This window comes from Pseudomonas paraglycinae (assembly GCF_021601625.1).
In the GTDB taxonomy this organism is placed as follows: domain Bacteria; phylum Pseudomonadota; class Gammaproteobacteria; order Pseudomonadales; family Pseudomonadaceae; genus Aquipseudomonas; species Aquipseudomonas paraglycinae.
Genome location: NZ_BQHR01000010.1, coordinates 216,893 through 234,192, shown reverse-complemented (window position 1 = coordinate 234,192; position 17,300 = coordinate 216,893). Strand labels below are relative to the sequence as shown.

Sequence of the window (17,300 nt, the reverse complement as noted above, 5' to 3'; positions counted from 1 at the left end):
GGAACGCCCGAAACCCTCGTCAGTCACTACTTAAGCGACTTGAAAACCCTGGGTGCCGTGCCTGGGAAACACTCAAGCGTTCCGGAGCAATCCCGGGACAAACAGGAGTTCATGACTGATGAGTACCAAGAAACCTGCCAATGACAAAAGCCAACTGGCCGGCACCGATACCCCGGATCGCGCCAACACCAATGCCAAACTCGACAGCCTGGAGAAGTTTCGCTCCGACGCTACCGGTCAGGCCCTGCGCACCAACCAGGGCGTGAAAATTGCTGATAATCAGAACACCCTCAAGGCCGGAGCTCGCGGGCCGTCGCTTTTGGAAGACTTCATCATGCGTGAAAAGATCACGCACTTTGACCATGAACGGATTCCCGAGCGCATCGTCCACGCCCGCGGCACCGGCGCCCATGGTTTCTTTCAGAGCTACGAGAACCATTCGACGCTGACCAAGGCTGGCTTCCTGCAGGATCCGGGGAAGAAAACCCCAGTGTTCGTGCGTTTTTCCACGGTGCAGGGGCCGCGTGGTTCCGGCGACACCGTGCGTGACGTGCGTGGTTTTGCCGTGAAGTTCTTCACCGACGAAGGCAACTTCGATCTGGTCGGCAACAACATGCCGGTGTTCTTCATTCAGGACGCGATCAAGTTTCCTGACTTCGTCCACGCGGTGAAACCCGAACCGCATAACGAGATCCCTACCGGCGGCTCGGCCCACGACACCTTCTGGGACTTCGTGTCCTTGGTGCCGGAATCGGCGCACATGGTGATCTGGGCCATGTCCGACCGGGCCATCCCGAAAAGCCTGCGCAGCATGCAGGGCTTCGGCGTGCACACCTTCCGGCTGATCAATGCCGAGGGCAAATCGCGCTTCGTCAAATTCCACTGGCGCCCTACTGCCGGCACTTGTTCGCTGGTATGGGACGAGGCGCAAAAACTCGCGGGTAAAGACACCGACTACCATCGGCGCGATCTGTGGGAAGCCATCGAGATGGGCGATTACCCGGAGTGGGAACTCGGTGTACAGATCATCGAGGAGGAAAACGAGCACGACTTCGACTTCGACATCCTCGACCCGACCAAACTGATTCCCGAGGAAATCGTTCCGATTACGCCGCTGGGCAAGATGACCCTCAATCGCAACCCGGACAATTTCTTCGCCGAGACCGAGCAGGTCGCGTTCTGCCCCGGCCATATCGTGCCGGGGATCGACTTCTCCAATGACCCGCTGCTGCAAGGTCGGCTGTTTTCCTACACCGACACGCAGATCAGCCGACTCGGTGGGCCGAACTTTCATGAGCTGCCGATCAATCGTCCGGTCGCGCCGTTCCACAACGGCCAGCGCGATGCCCAACACCGCACGGTGATCGACAAGGGTCGCGCGTCCTACGAACCGAACTCCATCGATGGCGGCTGGCCGAAAGAGACGCCACCGGCCGCGCAGGACGGCGGTTTCGAGAGTTATCCGGAGCGTATCGACGCCAACAAGATCCGTCAGCGCAGCGAGTCGTTCAGCGACCACTTCTCCCAGGCGCGGCTGTTCTTCAACAGCATGAGCCCGCACGAGAAAGAGCACATCATCGCCGCCTACAGTTTCGAACTCGGCAAGGTTGAGCGTGAGTTCATCCGGGCGCGGCAAGTGAACGAGATTCTCGCCAACATCGATCTGGAGCTGGCCAAACGCGTGGCGGCCAACCTGGGTCTGCCAGCGCCAGGCAAAGGCACCGTCGACGTACCGAAAACATCACTGGATCACTCGCCATCGCTGAGTCAGGCCAACTTGTTGCCGGAAAACATCAAGACGCGGAAAGTCGCGATCCTTGCGGCCAACGGCGTCGATGGCGCAGCGATTGATGCGATGAAGAAGGCGCTGGCGGCAGAAGGTGCGCACGCCAAACTGCTCGGCCCGACCTCGGCGCCGGTGAAAACCGCCGATGGCAAAAGCCTGGCGGTGGATGCGTCGATGGAAGGTTTGCCTTCGGTGGCGTTCGATGCGGTGTTTGTGCCGGGTGGCGCGGCGTCGGTCAAGGCGTTGAGCGGTGACGGCGTGGCGTTGCATTACCTGCTGGAGGCGTACAAACACCTGAAGGCGATTGCGCTGCATGGCGAGGCCAAGCAGTTGCTGGACGTGCTGAAGCTGGAGGCGGATGCGGGATTACTGGAGGGCAAAGATGTGTCGGCGCTAACCAAGCCGTTTTTTGCCGCAATCGGGCAGCATCGGGTTTGGGATAGGGAAGCCAAGGCCAAGGCGATTCCGGCCTGATAGTTTTGTAATGCCTGAAATAGTCATCGCGAGCAAGCTCGCTCCCACAGGAATCATGTTGTACCTGTGGGAGCGAGCCTGCTCGCGATTTCTTATGGCTTGCGAGGACTCAAGACTACTTGAGCAGGAACGCTGCGCAGGATCTGCTTTTTGATCTGCAGATCGAACTCCGGATCGAGCTTCTTCACGCGCTTGGTGATCAACGTCGCCAGCCAAGGGTAATCATTGGTGCGCGGGGCCTGAATGCTCACCGCACAGTCGTAATTCACCACATCGGCGGCGATCGCATCCAGTTGGCGGCGAAGTTTGCGGCTATCGGTGATATTCAGCGCAACCGTGGTGCTCTCGGCGGTGGGATCGATCACCTTGGCTTTCGGCTTGGCTTCGGCGGCTTGCAGCGCTGCTTCGGCTTTCTCCAGCTCGGCCTTGCGCGCTTCGGTGATGGCACCGTTGACGCCACCGGTCAGTGCCGGGGCCTTGGGCATCAGCACGCGGGCACGGGCCAGCGCGGTCGCGGCCGCATTCACATCGCCCTTCTGCAGGACGATCTGGCTGCGACGCAGATAGGCTTCGGCCAACTGGCGCTGGTATTGCTCAAGGGATTGATCGTTGGGTGTTTCGGCTTGCAAGGCTGCCAGTTGGTCTTCGGCAGTGGCCAGTTCGCTGCTGGCCAGGCTTTGCTCCAGCTGTGCGATGGCCTTGGCCCGCGCATCGGGGACTTCGGCCACCGGCGGCGTGCTTTGGCAGGCGCCCAGCAGCACTGAAAAGGCCACAAGGAGCAGATAACGGGAGGCGAACGGCTTCATTCCTGCGACTCTCTATTTGCGCAAAAAACGAGCAAGTCTACACCCCTCGACGGGGCAGAACAAAACTCAGCAGAAACAGTGCGGCCGCCGTCACAACGATTGACGGGCCAGCCGGGGTGTCCTTGAACCAGGACAGCGCCAGCCCGCCACACACGGCGAGCATGCCCAGCACGCTCGCGCCCAGTGCCATCTGCTCCGGCGAACGGGCGTGACGTTGTGCCGCAGCCGCCGGGATGATCAACAACGAAGTAATCAGCAACACACCGACGATTTTCATCGCCACGGCGATCACCACTGCGATCAACAGCATCAGCGCCATGCGCAGACCGGCCACCGGCAGGCCTTCGACCCGGGCCAGCTCTTCGTGCACGGTGATCGCCAGCAGCGGGCGCCACAGCGTCACCAGCAACACCAGCACCGCCGCGCTGCCGCCGAGGATCCACGCCAGATCGGTCGGGCTGATCGCCAGCAGGTCGCCAAACAGGTAGGCCATCAGGTCGATCCGCACTTCATGCATGAAGCTTAGTACCACCAGCCCGAGAGAGAGTGTGCTCGGCGCAAGAATGCCCAACAGTGTGTCGGACGCCAGCGGCTGGCGCTGTTGCAAGGTCACCAGCAGCACCGCCAGCAACAGGCATCCAACGGTCACCGCCACGGTCGGGCTGACATCCAGCAGAAAGCCCAGCGCCACGCCGAGCAGTGCGGCGTGGGACAGCGTGTCGCCGAAATAGGCCATGCGCCGCCAGACCACGAACGAGCCCAGCGGCCCCGCGACCACCGCCAGCGCCAGACCTGCAAGCAGGGCGTAGAACAGAAAATCAGCCATGCTTGCAGCTATCTCCGTGAACGTGAGGTTGAGCCGACAGGGGCCCTTTGACCACCGAACCGTGCAGGTCGTGGGCGTGGTCATGATGGTGGTGATAGATCGCCAGGCTCGGCGCATTGTTGCCGAACAGTTCGACGAAGGCCGGGTCGCCACTGACCTGCTCGGGATGCCCGGAGCAACAGACGTGACGGTTGAGGCACACCACCTGATCGGTGGTGCTCATCACCAGATGCAGATCGTGGGACACCATCAGCACGCCGCAGCCGTGACGGTCACGCAGACGGGTGATCAGGCTGTACAGCTCGGCTTGCCCGGCGACATCGACGCCTTGCACCGGCTCGTCGAGCACCAGCAGTTCCGGCTCGCGAAGCAGTGCCCGAGCCAACAGAACGCGCTGCATTTCACCGCCGGACACGCTTTGCACCGGGCTGTCGATGACATGCTCGGCGCCGACTTCCTTGAGTGCCGCCAGCGCACGCGGACGATCGACGCCCGGCACCAGGCGCAGAAAGCGCAGCACCGACAACGGCAAGGTCGGATCGACGTGAAGTTTTTGCGGCATGTAGCCGACGCGCAGTTTCGGCTTGCGCCAGACGCTGCCGCTGTCGGGTTTCAACAGCCCGAGCACGGCGCGCACCAGCGTGGTCTTGCCGGCGCCGTTGGGGCCGATCAGGGTGACGATCTGCCCCGGCTCGACGCTCAGGTGAATGTTGTCCAGCACGTTCTGCCCGGCAAACCGGACCGCCACCTGCTCCAGACGGATCAGCGCATCGCTCATCAAGCCCCCCGGCAACCGGAGCAGAGGCCGACCACTTCGACGGTCTGGGCCTCGACGATGAAGCCGACGTCCTTGGCGCTGTGGACGATGGCGTCGCTGATGGTTTTTTGCTCAAGTTCGATGGCGGCGTGGCATTCACGGCAGATCAGGAACTGGCCCTGGTGCGAATGTTTCGGGTGAACGCAGCCGACGAAGGCGTTGAGCGAGGAGATGCGGTGCACCAGACCGTTTTCCAGCAGGAAATCCAGCGCCCGGTACACGGTCGGCGGCGCGGCGCGGCGGCCGTCCTGCTCGCTGAGCACCGCCAGAATGTCGTAGGCACCCAGCGGCTTGTGGCTCTGCCAGACCAGTTCCAGCACCCGCCGGCGCAGCGCGGTCAGGCGCAGGCCTTTCTGTGCACACAGGGCATCGGCCTCGGACAGCGCGCTGTGAACGCAGTGCGAGTGGTCGTGGGGACGGCTGGCAATCGGTGTAATAGGCATGAGCGGCGACGAGTTTGGTTAGAGACGTTATTATGTTACCCGTTCTCGCCTCATTGAGTGGTCATCGTGTCCCGACTTTTTTCTGTTTTTGTCGTATTCATCACCGGTTTTCTGCTGATCGGTCCGGCTCAGGCCGAGGTCAGAGTCCTCACCAGCATCAAGCCCCTGCAACTGATTGCCGCCGCGGTGCAGGACGGCGTGGCGATTCCGGAAGTGCTGCTGCCACCGGGCGCTTCGCCGCATAACTACGCCTTGCGCCCATCCGATGTGCGCAAGGTGCAATCGGTGGACCTGCTGTACTGGATCGGCCCGGACATGGAAGGTTTCCTGCCTCGCGTGCTGAACGGTCGTACGTTGCCGAGCGTCGCGGTACAGGACCTGCCGGGCATGAAACTGCGCCGCTTCGCCGCAGACAGTCATTCCCATGCCGAAGAAGCCGACGAACACGACCACGATCATCGTCCGGGCAGCCTCGATGCGCATCTGTGGCTATCGCCGGTGAACGCGCGAGTTATTGCCGACAAAATGGCCGCTGACCTGAGCGCTGCAGACCCGGCCAATGCCGAGCGCTATCAGAGCAACGCCAAGGCGTTCGATGAACGTCTTGATGCGCTCGATCAGCGCTTGAAGAAACGTCTGGCCGGTATTGAAGGCAAACCCTACTTCGTCTTCCACGAAGCCTTCGACTACTTCGAAGACGCCTACGGCCTGAAACACACCGGTGTGTTCAGCGTCGCGGCGGAAGTGCAGCCGGGCGCCCAGCATGTGGCGGCAATGCGCACGCGTTTGCAGGAAGTCGGCAAGACCTGCGTGTTCAGTGAGCCGCCGCTGCGTCCACGTCTGGCCGAAACCCTGGTGGCTAGCCTGCCGGTGAAACTGGCGGAACTGGATGCGTTGGGCGGATACACGCCAGCGACGGCTCAGGGTTATGAGCAAGTGCTGGAGAAGCTGGGGAATGATCTGGCGGGTTGTCTCGAATCGCTCTGATACAAAAAACCGCAGCCTGCACAGGCTGCGGTTTTTTCTTTTACAGGGCGAAAGGTAGCGGCGTACTGACCGTCTGACGCTGTGCCAGACGCTGCTCGAACTCTTTCGGATCGTGGATCAGCACGTCCTGCCCGGCGAACGATTCCGCCGCGATCAGGCGCGACAGCCAGAACCGCACGCATGCCACTCGCAGCATGGTCGGCCACAACTCAGCCTCGGCCGCCGTGAACGGTCGCAGTGCCGCGTAGGCACCCAGGAACGCACGCGCACGCGGGCCGTCGATCAGGCCGTCATCGTCCGAACACCAGTCGTTCAGGGCAATCGCCACGTCATAAAGCATCGGACCAGAGCAGGCGTTGTAGAAGTCGATCAGCCCGGTCAGATGCGTGCCTTCGAACATCGCGTTGTCGCGGAACAGGTCGGCGTGAATGTTCGCCCGTGGCAGCGCGAGAATTTTCTCTTTCTGTCGGGTGATTTCGTCCAGCGCGGTTTGCAGGAGCGCACGAGGTTCATCGCTCAGGTGCGAAAGAAACTGCGTGCCCTCTTCCAGCATCCAGTCCAGGCCACGATCGGTCTTGCGCTTGATCATGTTGTCGCCCTGGGTCGCCAGGTGCAGGTGCGCCTGCAACTCACCGACCTGCGCACAATGCTGGGCGTTGGCCTGCTTGATGTGCTTGCCGGCCAGGCGCGGTTGCAGCAGTGCTGGCTTGCCTTTCAGCTCGCGAAGGGCCACGCCGTCGGTGGTGCGCAGTGCGTAAGGCACCGGCAGATCGGCCTCGTGCAGCACGTCGAGCAGGTCGATGAAGAACGGCATTTCCTGCACCGGGCCGCGCTCGACCAAGGTCAGGACGAACTCGCCCTTTTCCATGCTGATGAAGAAGTTGGTGTTTTCGCTACCGGCGGCGATCCCCTGGAAATCGAGCAGACGGCCGAGCCCGTAAGGGGCGAGAAAGGTTTCCAGCTCGGGCCGAGCCAGGGGGGTAAACACAGACATGGTTAAAAACTGCTCAGTTCTGGCGCCGCCATCAAACGGCGCCGATTAAAAGTCAGGAAACTTACTTCCAGGTAAAGATTTCCCACGCTGGAATCAACATATTCGGCTGGTCGGACCGGATGTAATTCGCGTCCGTACCATCGGCGCGCACCAGGAAATAGGGTTTGCCGACCTTCGGTGTGACCTTGATCGCATACACGAATCCACTCCGGCTGTATTCCTGAATGACCTTGTCGCCTTCCGTGTGCGTGCTAATGGTAACTTCCGGCTCCGACGATGGCGCATCATCCGCCGCGATCGCGGCCAGCGGTGAGACAGCAATCAGACTGACCAGCAGCAAGCGATTTAACGTACGCATGATAACCTTGTCCCTTTGTCGTCAACGGTCCCGCTATTCTAGCGCCGGGCCCGCCGAAAAGGTTGATTCTGCTCATGAGCCAAGCCCCCCTCGTCCTGGTGGACGGTTCGTCTTACCTGTACCGCGCCTTTCACGCGCTGCCACCGCTGACCACCTCCAAAGGCCTGCCGACCGGCGCGGTCAAAGGCGTTCTGAACATGCTCAAGAGCCTGCGCAAGCAGTATCCGGACAGCCCGTTCGCCGTGGTGTTCGACGCCAAGGGTGGGACATTTCGCGATGAGATGTACGCCGAATACAAAGCTAACCGCCCAAGCATGCCCGACGACATGCGCGTGCAGATCGAGCCGCTGCATCAGAGCGTGATCGCCCTCGGTTTCCCGCTGCTGTGCGTCGAAGGCGTCGAGGCCGATGACGTGATCGGCACCCTGGCCCGCAGCAGCGCGGCCGCCGACCGCCCGGTGATCATCTCCACCGGCGACAAGGACATGGCGCAACTGGTCGACGGCCACATTACCTTGGTCAACACCATGTCCGGTAGCTCGATGGACGTGGAAGGCGTGAAGGAGAAATTCGGCGTTGCTCCCGAGCAGATCATCGATTATCTGGCCCTTATGGGCGATTCTTCCGACAACATCCCCGGCGTTCCCGGCATCGGCCCGAAGACTGCTTCCGGCCTGCTGGTGGGGGTCAACGGCGGTCTGACCGAGCTGTATGCGCAGCTCGACATCGTGCCGACCCTTCCGATTCGCGGCGCCAAGACCCTGCCGGCCAAGCTCGAAGAGCACAAGGAGATGGCCTTCCTCTCCTATCAACTGGCGACCATCAAGGTCGACGTGCCGCTGGATATCGGCCTCGACGACCTGCAAATGGGCCCGGAAGATCCGGCCAAACTGCTTGAGCTCTACACCCTGCTGGAGTTCAAGAGCTGGATCAACGATCTGGAGCGGGATGCCAAGCGCCAGGAACTGAGCGCGGCCGCCGAGCCTGCGCCGGCCGGTGATCTGTTCAGCGCGCCTGCCGAAGAGGAAGCGCCCGCCGCTCCGGCTGAAGCCGCGTACGAAACCATCCTCGATCAGGCGCGATTCGACGTCTGGCTGGAAAAGCTGAAAAGCGCCAAGCTGTTCGCCTTCGACACCGAAACCACCGGGATCGACGCCCAGCAGGCACAACTGGTCGGTCTGTCCTTCGCGGTACAGGCCAACGAAGCGGCCTACATCCCGCTGACCCACTCCTACATCGGCGTGCCGGAGCAGTTGGATCGCGACACCGTGCTGCGCGCACTCAAGCCGATCCTCGAAGACCCGAACAAGCTCAAAGTCGGCCAGCACGCCAAGTTCGACATGAACATCCTGGCCAACTGCGCCATCGGTGGCGATCAGAACGAAGGCATCACCGTGCGCGGAATTGCCTTCGACACGATGCTTGAGTCCTACGTGCTCAACTCCACCGCCACCCGTCACGACATGGACAGCCTGGCGCAGAAGTACCTGGATCACACCACCGTGAGCTTCCAGGACATCGCCGGCAAAGGTGCCAAACAGCTGACCTTCGACCAGATCGCTCTGGAACAGGCCGGGCCGTATGCCGCCGAAGATGCCGACGTGACCCTGCGCCTGCACCAGACGCTGTTCGAAAAACTCAGCGCCATACCGAGCCTGGCAAGCGTGCTGACCGATATCGAGATCCCGCTGGTGCCGGTGCTCGCTCGCATCGAGCGCCAGGGCGCGTTCGTCGACGCTGAACTGCTTGGCATCCAGAGCATCGAGCTGGGCAACAAGATGGTCGCGCTGGAGCGCGAAGCGTTCGAGATCGCCGGTGAAGAGTTCAACCTCGGCTCGCCGAAGCAACTGGGCGTGATCCTCTACGAGAAACTCGGCCTCCCGGTGCTGAAGAAGACCGCCAAGGGCCAGCCGTCCACCGCCGAAGAAGTGCTGGCGAAACTGGCCGAAGACGATCACCGCTTGCCAAAAGTGCTGATGGAACACCGCTCCATGAGCAAGCTGAAAAGCACCTACACCGATCGCCTGCCGGAGCAGATCAACCCGCGTACAGGGCGTATCCACACTTCATACCATCAAGCCGTTGCGTCGACCGGTCGCCTGTCGTCGAGCGATCCGAACCTGCAGAACATTCCGGTGCGCACTGCTGAAGGCCGACGCATCCGTCAGGCGTTCGTTGCGCCGAAAGGCTACAAACTGCTGGCGGCGGACTATTCGCAGATCGAACTGCGGATCATGGCCCACCTGTCCCGCGACGAAGGCCTGATGAATGCCTTCCGCAACAATCTGGACGTACACACCGCCACGGCGGCCGAAGTGTTCAAGGTCGAGCTGAACGAAGTGACGTCCGACCAGCGTCGTGGCGCCAAGGCGATCAACTTCGGCCTGATCTACGGCATGGGCGCGCAGAAGCTCGGCAAGGACATCGGCGTCGACACCAAGACCGCCAAGGCCTACATCGACACCTACTTCGCGCGTTACCCGGGCGTGCGCGAGTACATGGATCGCACCCGCGCCCAGGCTGCGGATCAAGGCTTTGTGGAAACAATTTTCGGTCGTCGCCTGTATCTGCCGGACATCAACTCCAACAAGCCGCAGGAACGCGCGGCCGCCGAACGTACGGCAATCAATGCGCCGATGCAGGGCACCGCGGCGGACATCATCAAGAAAGCCATGGTGGCAGTGGATAACTGGCTGAGCGCTTCCGGGCTGGACGCCAAAGTCATCCTGCAGGTGCACGACGAACTGGTGCTGGAGGTTCGCGAGGATCTGGTCGATCAGGTTCGCGAAGAAATTCGCGTGCACATGAGCGAAGCGGCAAAACTGGACGTGCCATTGCTGGTGGAAGTGGGGGTTGGCAACAACTGGGACGAGGCGCACTGAGGCCTCTGGATTGGGGTTTTGCCGCGACAGGGCGTCGCGGCAAAGGCATCGAAAATCGCTTAGGCCTGATCGTTCTTGAGCTTATTCCAAAGTTTTTTGAAAAGATTCTGAACTAATCTTGCGACAGGGCACTCAGAGATACTGAATGGCTGGTGAAGCCCTTCGATGCTCCTATGTTGTGTTAAGTGTTGGCAGATATCTGAACCCCGCCCTAGCGGTTCGGAACTTAAACCCCGGAACTTCTCCCTCCCCATATGAAGTCCGGGGCTTTTTTTGCCTCAAAACTGCCTGTGGCGCAGCCATGCTGCGTTAAAAGCGCAACAAAAAATGCTCATTTAGGTCCCCTAAACTCCGCTTTTTAGCAGTGCTTTTGCCTTGCCTGACAGCACCACAGACAGTTTTGAAATCCCTTACTCTGCCGCCGCTTCCACGCCTTTATCTGCCAGTTCCATCCAGCCTGCCAACACAGTGTAGGCCTCTTCCAGACCCATGCGTTTCGGGGCAGAGAACAGCTGGATCGTCACTTGATCGCCCCACCCCTTACGGATTTCCGACTGCACCTTGAACAGCGTGTTCTTGGCTGCGCCGTAGGTCAGTTTGTCGGCCTTGGTCAGCAGGATGTGCATCGGCATTCCGGCCGCAACGGCCCAGTCGAGCATCAGCAGGTCGAAGTCGGTCATTGGATGACGGATGTCCATCATCAGAATCAAACCCTTCAAACTCTCGCGGCCACCGAGGTAAGCCTCAAGATGACGCTGCCAGTGTTGCTTGAGCGGGATCGGTACTTTTGCATAACCGTAGCCCGGGAGGTCGACCAGACGCCGTTCATCGTCTAGCTTGAAGAAGTTCAACAGCTGTGTGCGACCCGGGGTTTTCGAGGTGCGCGCCAGGCTGGCGTGAGTCAAAGTGTTCAGTGCGCTGGATTTACCGGCGTTGGAACGACCGGCGAACGCCACTTCGAAGCCTTCGTCGTCGGGGCACTGATCGACTTTGGCGGCACTGAGCATGAACGTGGACTGTTGGCACAGGCCGAGGATGGGATTCTTGAGTTGCATGGGATTTCCGATGTGGGCGGCGCCGGGATTAGGCGCGGAACGCGGTGTCGCTTCCGTTTCAGTGACGCCAGTATATAATGCCGCAGATTTTGTGTGTGCTTTGTCCCAGCGAAGGATGAAGTTCACGAGAGCGACAGACCTTGATTGCGCATTAGAACGCAGAACGCTCTCAACCCTGAAAAGGTCGTTTTATGACGAAATGGCTGCTGGCTGCCGGAGTCTTGATGCCGCTTTACAGCGCACAGGCTACACAGGATCCGGAAGCCGTGTACAACCGTGTTTGTGGAGCCTGTCATTCCGGCCAACTACCCATGGCGCCCAAAAGAGGCGATCAGGAAGCTTGGACGCCGAGGTTGGCGAAAGGTATGGAGACGCTGGTGCAACACGTGACCCAGGGTTTCAAGGCGATGCCGCCGCGTGGTTTGTGCATGGACTGCAGTGCCGAGGATTACCAGGCCCTCATCCTCTGGATGAGCGAGAGTAAGCCCGGTCCATAACTCTTAACCCTTAGCCGTAGTTGGATTAGCTGATGAACAAACTGATCGTGAGTCTGCTGTTGACCGTGGGAATCTCAGGCTTCGCCCATGCTGCCGGTGATGCAGCCGCAGGCCAGGCCAAAGCCGCCGTATGCGGCGCCTGCCATGGCCCGGATGGCAACAGCATGGCGCCAAACTTTCCAAAACTGGCCGGACAGGGCGAACGCTACCTGACCAAGCAACTGCACGACATCAAGTCGGGCAAGCGCACCGTTCTGGAAATGACCGGCCTGCTGACCAACCTGAGCGATCAGGACCTGGCCGACATCGCCGCCTACTTCGCCAGCCAGAAAGGCAGCGTCGGCGCCGCCGATCCGAAGATCGTCGCTCGCGGTGAAGCCCTGTTCCGTGGCGGCAACCTCGAGAAAGGCCTGCCAGCCTGCACCGGTTGCCACTCGCCGAACGGCGCCGGCAACGCAGCCGCCGGCTTCCCGCACCTGGGTGGCCAACACGCTCAGTACATCGCCAAGCAACTGACCGATTTCCGCAAGGAAGAAGCCGGCCGCAACAACGACGGCGACGCGATGACCATGCGCACCATCGCCCGCAAGCTGAGCGACGAAGACATCGCGGCAGTCTCCAGCTACATTCAGGGCCTGCACTAAGACGCGCGATTCGAGCGCTGCGTGCAATGGCCAACGCCTGCCACGTTAACGCTCGATTAATCCGTTGCAGCAAGTATAAAAAGGGTGGCTTTGGCCGCCCTTTTTTGTGGCCGCTGCCGTTACACTACAGAACTCATGCCCGCCAGGATCTGTCTGAAAACAGGTCGCGCGAGGCGACCAAAATTGTCCAGGAGTAAAGCATGCGTAATCTGATCATCAGCGCCGCCCTCGTCGCTGCCAGCCTGTTCGGCGTGACCGCCCAGGCCGCCGAAGCCCCTGCTGCCCCTTATGTCGAACTGAGCAACCCGGTGCCGGTCGCCGTGCCTGGCAAGATCGAAGTGGTCGAGCTGTTCTGGTATGGCTGCCCGCATTGCTACGCGTTCGAGCCGGTGATCAATCCGTGGGTTGAAAAACTGCCGTCCGACGTCAACTTCGTACGCATTCCTGCGATGTTCGGTGGCCCGTGGGACGCTCACGGTCAAATGTTCCTGACCCTGGAAGCCATGGGCGTCGAGCACAACGTGCACGCTGCCGTATTCAACGCCATCCAGAAAGAACACAAGAAGCTGACCGACAAGAACGACATGGCCGATTTCCTCGCCACTCAAGGCGTGGACAAGGACAAGTTCCTGGCGACCTTCGACTCGTTCGCGATCAAAGGGCAGATCGTGAAAGCCCGCGAACTGGCCAAGAAATATGAAATCACCGGCGTCCCAACCATGATCGTCAACGGCAAGTACCGCTTCGATATCGGCTCCGCCGGCGGCGCCGAACAGGCGCTGAAACTGGCTGATCAACTGGTGGCCAAAGAGCGAGCGGCCAACAAGGCAGCCGCCAACTAAGCGCGGCAATCGCCATGCGCCGCTGGGGAACCGAACGCGTCGTTGGCCTGCATGAACCGCAGGTCAACGAGCATCACCTGGAATCGACGGGCCTGCCCGCAGACAGCCGTCTGCGCTTGCTCAGCTTCAATATTCAGGTCGGCATCAGCACCGAGCGCTATCGGCACTACCTGACCCGCAGCTGGCAGCATCTGCTGCCGCACCCCGGGCGTTCGAGCAATCTGCAAAAGATCGGCAATCTGCTTGGCGACTTCGATCTGGTCGCTCTGCAGGAAGCCGATGGCGGCAGCCTGCGTTCAGGCTACGTCAATCAGGTCGAACACCTGGCCCAGCTCGGCGCCTTCCCCTACTGGTATCAACAACTCAATCGCAACCTTGGCCGACTGGCCCAGCACAGCAATGGCGTGCTCAGTCGCCTGCGGCCGTGGGCGATCGAAGACCATCCGCTGCCGGGTCCGAAGGGACGCGGTGCGATTCTGGTGCGCTTCGGCGAAGGCCCGGAAGCGCTGGTGGTGGTGATGATGCACCTGGCGCTCGGCGCCCGGGTGCGCAGCATGCAACTGGCCTACATCCGCGAACTGATCGGCGGCTACAAGCATCAGGTGCTGATGGGCGACATGAACACCCACGCCAGCGATCTGCTGCAACACTCGCCGTTGCGCGACCTCGGCCTGCTGGCCCCGCAACTCGAAGCGACATTCCCCAGCTGGCGCCCGCAGCGCTGCCTGGACCATATTCTGCTCAGCCCGACCCTGACCCTGGAAAAGGTCGAAGTGCTGGCACAACCGATTTCCGATCACCTGCCGGTCGCGGTAGAGATTCGTCTGCCGGGTTCGCTCACGGCCGATGCATTGCCCGCGTTGAGCACTGCCCTTCGCGGAACCCCTGAATGAGCGACGAAGCCCAGCGCTGGAAAGAGAAATACCTCAAAAGCATCGAACAACAGGAAAAGCTTGAACGTCGATGGGACGCCCGGCTCGACCTGCTGCGCCGTGGTCTGGTGCGCAGCACCCTGGCGGCGGAAGGCACCGACCGCGTGGTCGATCAATGCATGAAAGAGATGCGCGACGTGGTGCGCACCGATGACATGGACGCCGGCCTCGCCGCCCTGCTCCCTCGCCTGGAAAAAGCCGTGCTCGATTCCGAGCAGCGCCGGGAAACCCGGATCGAACAGGTCAGCACCGCACTGACTGCGCTGGTTACTCAGTTGCAATCTCTCCCGCTGCCCCGAGATGTGGCCCAGCCGCTGAAGAAATTCGCCAAGCAGCTGGACGGCCGGGTAAGTCAGGCAAGGGAAATGCCGCTGTTGCTCAGCGAGCTCAGCGGCTTGCAAGGCAAGGCCTTGAGCCAGCTGGAGACGCCGGCGGAACCGGGACGACCGGGGTTGTTGCAGCGTCTGTTCGGCAGCCGCGACAACGAGGAAGCGCCTGTTCCAGTGATGCAGCCCGCGGCGGTCGTACTACCGGCACAAACAGAACAACCGCCCGTCACGCATGAAACCGCGCCCTTGCAGGAAGCGCCTGTCACGACCGCCGAACCGGTCGCCCCTGCGCCCGTCAGCCAAGCACCGGTCGCCGCCCCCGTGGCCGAACCCGCGAAAACTCCAGCGCCAACCCCCGAATATCATGCGGAGCCGGAGGTGGTGGCCTTCGAGCCGGCCAGAATCCTCACCGAATCCCCCTCCGCCCCCAGCGAACCAGAACCCGCCGAGCCTGAACCGGAGCCGCAGGCCTTTACGCCTCCTCCGGTTTTCGCGCCGGCAGTGCCAACAGCCATCAACCCGGACGAACTGATCCACCCCGGCGATACCCCGCCGCCCGTGATCCTCGACAGCCTGCCCATCCCCGAGCCCATCGCCCAGGCATTGGCCGCAATCGATCCGGAGCAATCCGAGCACGATATCCTTTACGCCCTGCCGGACTCGCCGGAACCGTCCTACAGTTCGGTCGCCAAACACATCGAAGACACGCTGATCGGGTTGCTGGACGACCTGACCTTGCCGGAGCGCCACCGCCCGCAAGCAGAGGCGATGCGCGACCGGCTGAAGAATGGGCTGAACTGGTACGAACTGTTGCCGATCCTCGACGATCTGGCGACTTTGATGCTGGCGATTACCGACAGCGGCCAGCACGAATTCGAAGCTTATTTGCAGCAACTCAACGAGCGGCTCGAAGCGTTTCAGAGCAATCTGCAGGCCGCCAGCGAAGGCCACGCCGACAACAGTTCTGCAGCGCGGGCGATGGACACGCAGATCCGCGAGCAGGTCGACGGCTTGCAGAACAGCGTGCAGGAAGCGGCCGATCTGGACGATTTGAAGCAGGTGCTGGAAAACCACCTCGAAGGCCTGCTCGGCACGATGGATCAGCATCAGAAACAGCGTGACGCCCGGGAGCAGGAAGTGGCTGTGCGCCTGAAAAGCCTGGCCGAGCGCGTCGCGCACATGGAGCAGGAAGCGCTGGGCTATCGCGAACACCTTGAAGAGCAGCGCCAGAAAGCCCTGATCGATCCGCTCACCGGCTTGCCCAACCGCGCCGCCTGGACCGAACGGCTCGAACATGAGATTGCCCAATGGCAGCAGCACGGCAACACTTTGAGCCTCGCCATGCTCGACCTCGATCACTTCAAACGGATCAACGACAACTACGGCCACCTGGCGGGCGACAAGGTGTTGAAGATCATCGCCACGGTGCTGCGCAAGCGTATGCGTGGCAACGATTTCATTGCCCGGTTTGGCGGAGAGGAATTTGTATTACTGCTGCCGGCAACACCGCCCGCCGTCGGTGCCAAGTTTTTGGAAACCCTGCGTGCGGCCATCGAAGCCTGCCCATTTCACTTCAAGGGTGAGCGCGTCACGATCACCGTTTCCATGGGTCTGACGACGTTCCGGGCGGGTGAGCACAGCGATCTGGTACTCAAAAGAGCCGATCAGGCGCTTTATCGGGCGAAAAACGCAGGGCGAAACCGGGTGGAGCTGGGCTGAGGCAATTGTTCCATATTGTTTAAATCAGCCATTCAAGCGTCGTAGCCCAAGGCGATACGTTACACTGTTGCATTATCGTCTTGCGTGTACCGCCCTCTGCCATGAAATTTTTTACCCTGCTCGCGTCGCTGATCCTCCTGGCCGGTTGTGCCAGCGGCCCGCGTTTTGACACTAGCCATCCTTCGGTCAATCACGACAGTCGCGTACAGTTTGTGATCGTGCACTACACCTCCGCATCGCTGGAACGCTCGCTGCAATTGCTGACCCACGGCGAGGTCAGCAGCCATTACCTGATCGGCGACGACAAAAACGCCACCATCTACAAACTGATGGACGAAAACCTGCGTGCCTGGCACGCCGGCGAAAGCGAATGGCAAGGTCGTACCTGGCTCAACTCCAGCTCGATCGGCATCGAGATCGTCAATCCGGGCTTCAAGGACACACCGACCGGTCGCCTCTGGTATCCCTACAGCGAAGCCCAGGTGCAGTCGCTGATCGTTCTGCTCAAGGACATCAGCAAACGCCAGGGCATCAGCCCGCGCCACATCATCGGCCATAGCGACATCGCCCCGCTGCGCAAGCTCGACCCGGGGCCGCTGTTCCCCTGGAAGCGCCTGGCAGCCGAAGGGCTGGGGCTCTGGCCCAACGAACAAGCCGTGGCACGCCAACAGGCGCAGTTCGACGCCGAACTGCCGAGCATCACCTGGTTCCAGAGCCAACTGGCTCGCCTGGGCTACTCGACGCCACAGACCGGCGAGCTGGATGTGGCGACCCGGCATGTGCTCGCGGCCTTCCAGATGCACTACCGCCCTACACGCTTTGACGGCACGCCGGATGCGCAAACAGCAGCGTTGCTGCTGGTGCTTAATCAGACAAAATAATGACGCCCGCCCGACGGTCAGGGCGAAA

Annotated in this window: 16 protein-coding genes; 9 read left to right on the top strand and 7 right to left on the bottom strand. The window is 61.2% G+C overall.

Going from position 1 to position 17,300, the window contains the following annotated elements; translation table 11 throughout:
- Nucleotides 1-118: 118 nt before the first annotated feature.
- Entirely contained in the window at nt 119-2,260 is a 2,142-nt protein-coding gene (gene katE, locus L6D82_RS17065; protein ID WP_236190538.1) for a catalase HPII, read from the top strand.
- 92 nt (nt 2,261-2,352) lie between these two features.
- Here the strand turns inward: katE and L6D82_RS17060 are convergent, their stop codons facing one another.
- The 4 genes from L6D82_RS17060 to zur are packed head-to-tail and all read right to left on the bottom strand — an operon-like array spanning nt 2,353 to nt 5,152.
- A complete protein-coding gene (locus tag L6D82_RS17060) occupies nt 2,353-3,066 on the bottom strand; it encodes a PA5502 family lipoprotein (RefSeq protein WP_236190535.1) in 714 nt (237 codons plus the stop codon).
- Nucleotides 3,067-3,103: 37 nt separating this feature from the next.
- The gene (gene znuB, locus L6D82_RS17055) at nt 3,104-3,892 is read right to left on the bottom strand and encodes a zinc ABC transporter permease subunit ZnuB (protein ID WP_085647186.1); all 789 of its coding nucleotides are present in this window, start codon (nt 3,890-3,892) and stop codon (nt 3,104-3,106) included.
- Nucleotides 3,885-4,670 (bottom strand): zinc ABC transporter ATP-binding protein ZnuC, encoded by a 786-nt coding sequence (gene znuC / locus L6D82_RS17050; protein ID WP_085690422.1) that lies wholly within the window; start codon nt 4,668-4,670, stop codon nt 3,885-3,887. Before znuC ends, znuB begins: the two co-directional genes overlap by 8 nt.
- Nucleotides 4,670-5,152, bottom strand: coding sequence for a zinc uptake transcriptional repressor Zur (gene zur / locus L6D82_RS17045; RefSeq protein ID WP_011331783.1), 483 nt, complete (start codon nt 5,150-5,152; stop codon nt 4,670-4,672). Before zur ends, znuC begins: the two co-directional genes overlap by 1 nt.
- Nucleotides 5,153-5,218: 66 nt before the next feature.
- Between zur and L6D82_RS17040 the strand changes: the two genes are divergently transcribed.
- Nucleotides 5,219-6,139 (top strand): zinc ABC transporter substrate-binding protein, encoded by a 921-nt coding sequence (locus L6D82_RS17040; RefSeq protein ID WP_236190533.1) that lies wholly within the window; start codon nt 5,219-5,221, stop codon nt 6,137-6,139.
- A gap of 40 nt (nt 6,140-6,179) precedes the next feature.
- Here L6D82_RS17040 and L6D82_RS17035 read toward each other — a convergent pair whose 3' ends face one another.
- Entirely contained in the window at nt 6,180-7,133 is a 954-nt protein-coding gene (locus L6D82_RS17035) for a homoserine kinase (protein ID WP_085748044.1), read from the bottom strand.
- Nucleotides 7,134-7,194: 61 nt separating this feature from the next.
- Entirely contained in the window at nt 7,195-7,491 is a 297-nt protein-coding gene (locus L6D82_RS17030) for a DUF2782 domain-containing protein (RefSeq protein WP_007954026.1), read from the bottom strand.
- A 74-nt stretch (nt 7,492-7,565) separates the two neighbouring features.
- On the opposite strand from L6D82_RS17030, the gene polA reads away from it, so the two are divergent.
- Nucleotides 7,566-10,373 (top strand): DNA polymerase I, encoded by a 2,808-nt coding sequence (gene polA, locus L6D82_RS17025; RefSeq protein ID WP_236190531.1) that lies wholly within the window; start codon nt 7,566-7,568, stop codon nt 10,371-10,373.
- Nucleotides 10,374-10,783: 410 nt separating this feature from the next.
- Here polA and yihA read toward each other — a convergent pair whose 3' ends face one another.
- A complete protein-coding gene (gene yihA / locus L6D82_RS17020) occupies nt 10,784-11,428 on the bottom strand; it encodes a ribosome biogenesis GTP-binding protein YihA/YsxC (protein WP_236190530.1) in 645 nt (214 codons plus the stop codon).
- A gap of 191 nt (nt 11,429-11,619) precedes the next feature.
- Between yihA and L6D82_RS17015 the strand changes: the two genes are divergently transcribed.
- The 6 genes from L6D82_RS17015 to L6D82_RS16990 all read left to right on the top strand — a co-directional run bounded on the left by L6D82_RS17015 (nt 11,620) and on the right by L6D82_RS16990 (nt 17,272).
- Nucleotides 11,620-11,925 carry a c-type cytochrome gene (locus tag L6D82_RS17015; protein ID WP_085690419.1) on the top strand — a complete coding sequence of 102 codons (306 nt, stop codon included), beginning with the start codon at nt 11,620-11,622 and terminating at the stop codon, nt 11,923-11,925.
- Between the two features lie 32 nt (nt 11,926-11,957).
- The gene (locus tag L6D82_RS17010) at nt 11,958-12,569 is read left to right on the top strand and encodes a c-type cytochrome (RefSeq protein WP_039764863.1); all 612 of its coding nucleotides are present in this window, start codon (nt 11,958-11,960) and stop codon (nt 12,567-12,569) included.
- A gap of 200 nt (nt 12,570-12,769) precedes the next feature.
- Nucleotides 12,770-13,411 carry a thiol:disulfide interchange protein DsbA/DsbL gene (locus tag L6D82_RS17005; protein WP_102688236.1) on the top strand — a complete coding sequence of 214 codons (642 nt, stop codon included), beginning with the start codon at nt 12,770-12,772 and terminating at the stop codon, nt 13,409-13,411.
- 14 nt (nt 13,412-13,425) lie between these two features.
- Complete coding sequence (locus tag L6D82_RS17000; RefSeq protein WP_011331775.1) at nt 13,426-14,304, top strand: endonuclease/exonuclease/phosphatase family protein; 879 nt, start codon at nt 13,426-13,428, stop codon at nt 14,302-14,304.
- The gene (locus tag L6D82_RS16995; protein WP_129973329.1) at nt 14,301-16,391 is read left to right on the top strand and encodes a diguanylate cyclase; all 2,091 of its coding nucleotides are present in this window, start codon (nt 14,301-14,303) and stop codon (nt 16,389-16,391) included. The genes L6D82_RS17000 and L6D82_RS16995 overlap by 4 nt, the downstream gene beginning before the upstream one ends.
- Before the next feature lie 101 nt (nt 16,392-16,492).
- Nucleotides 16,493-17,272, top strand: coding sequence for an N-acetylmuramoyl-L-alanine amidase (locus tag L6D82_RS16990; protein ID WP_115079834.1), 780 nt, complete (start codon nt 16,493-16,495; stop codon nt 17,270-17,272).
- Nucleotides 17,273-17,300 lie beyond the last annotated feature (28 nt).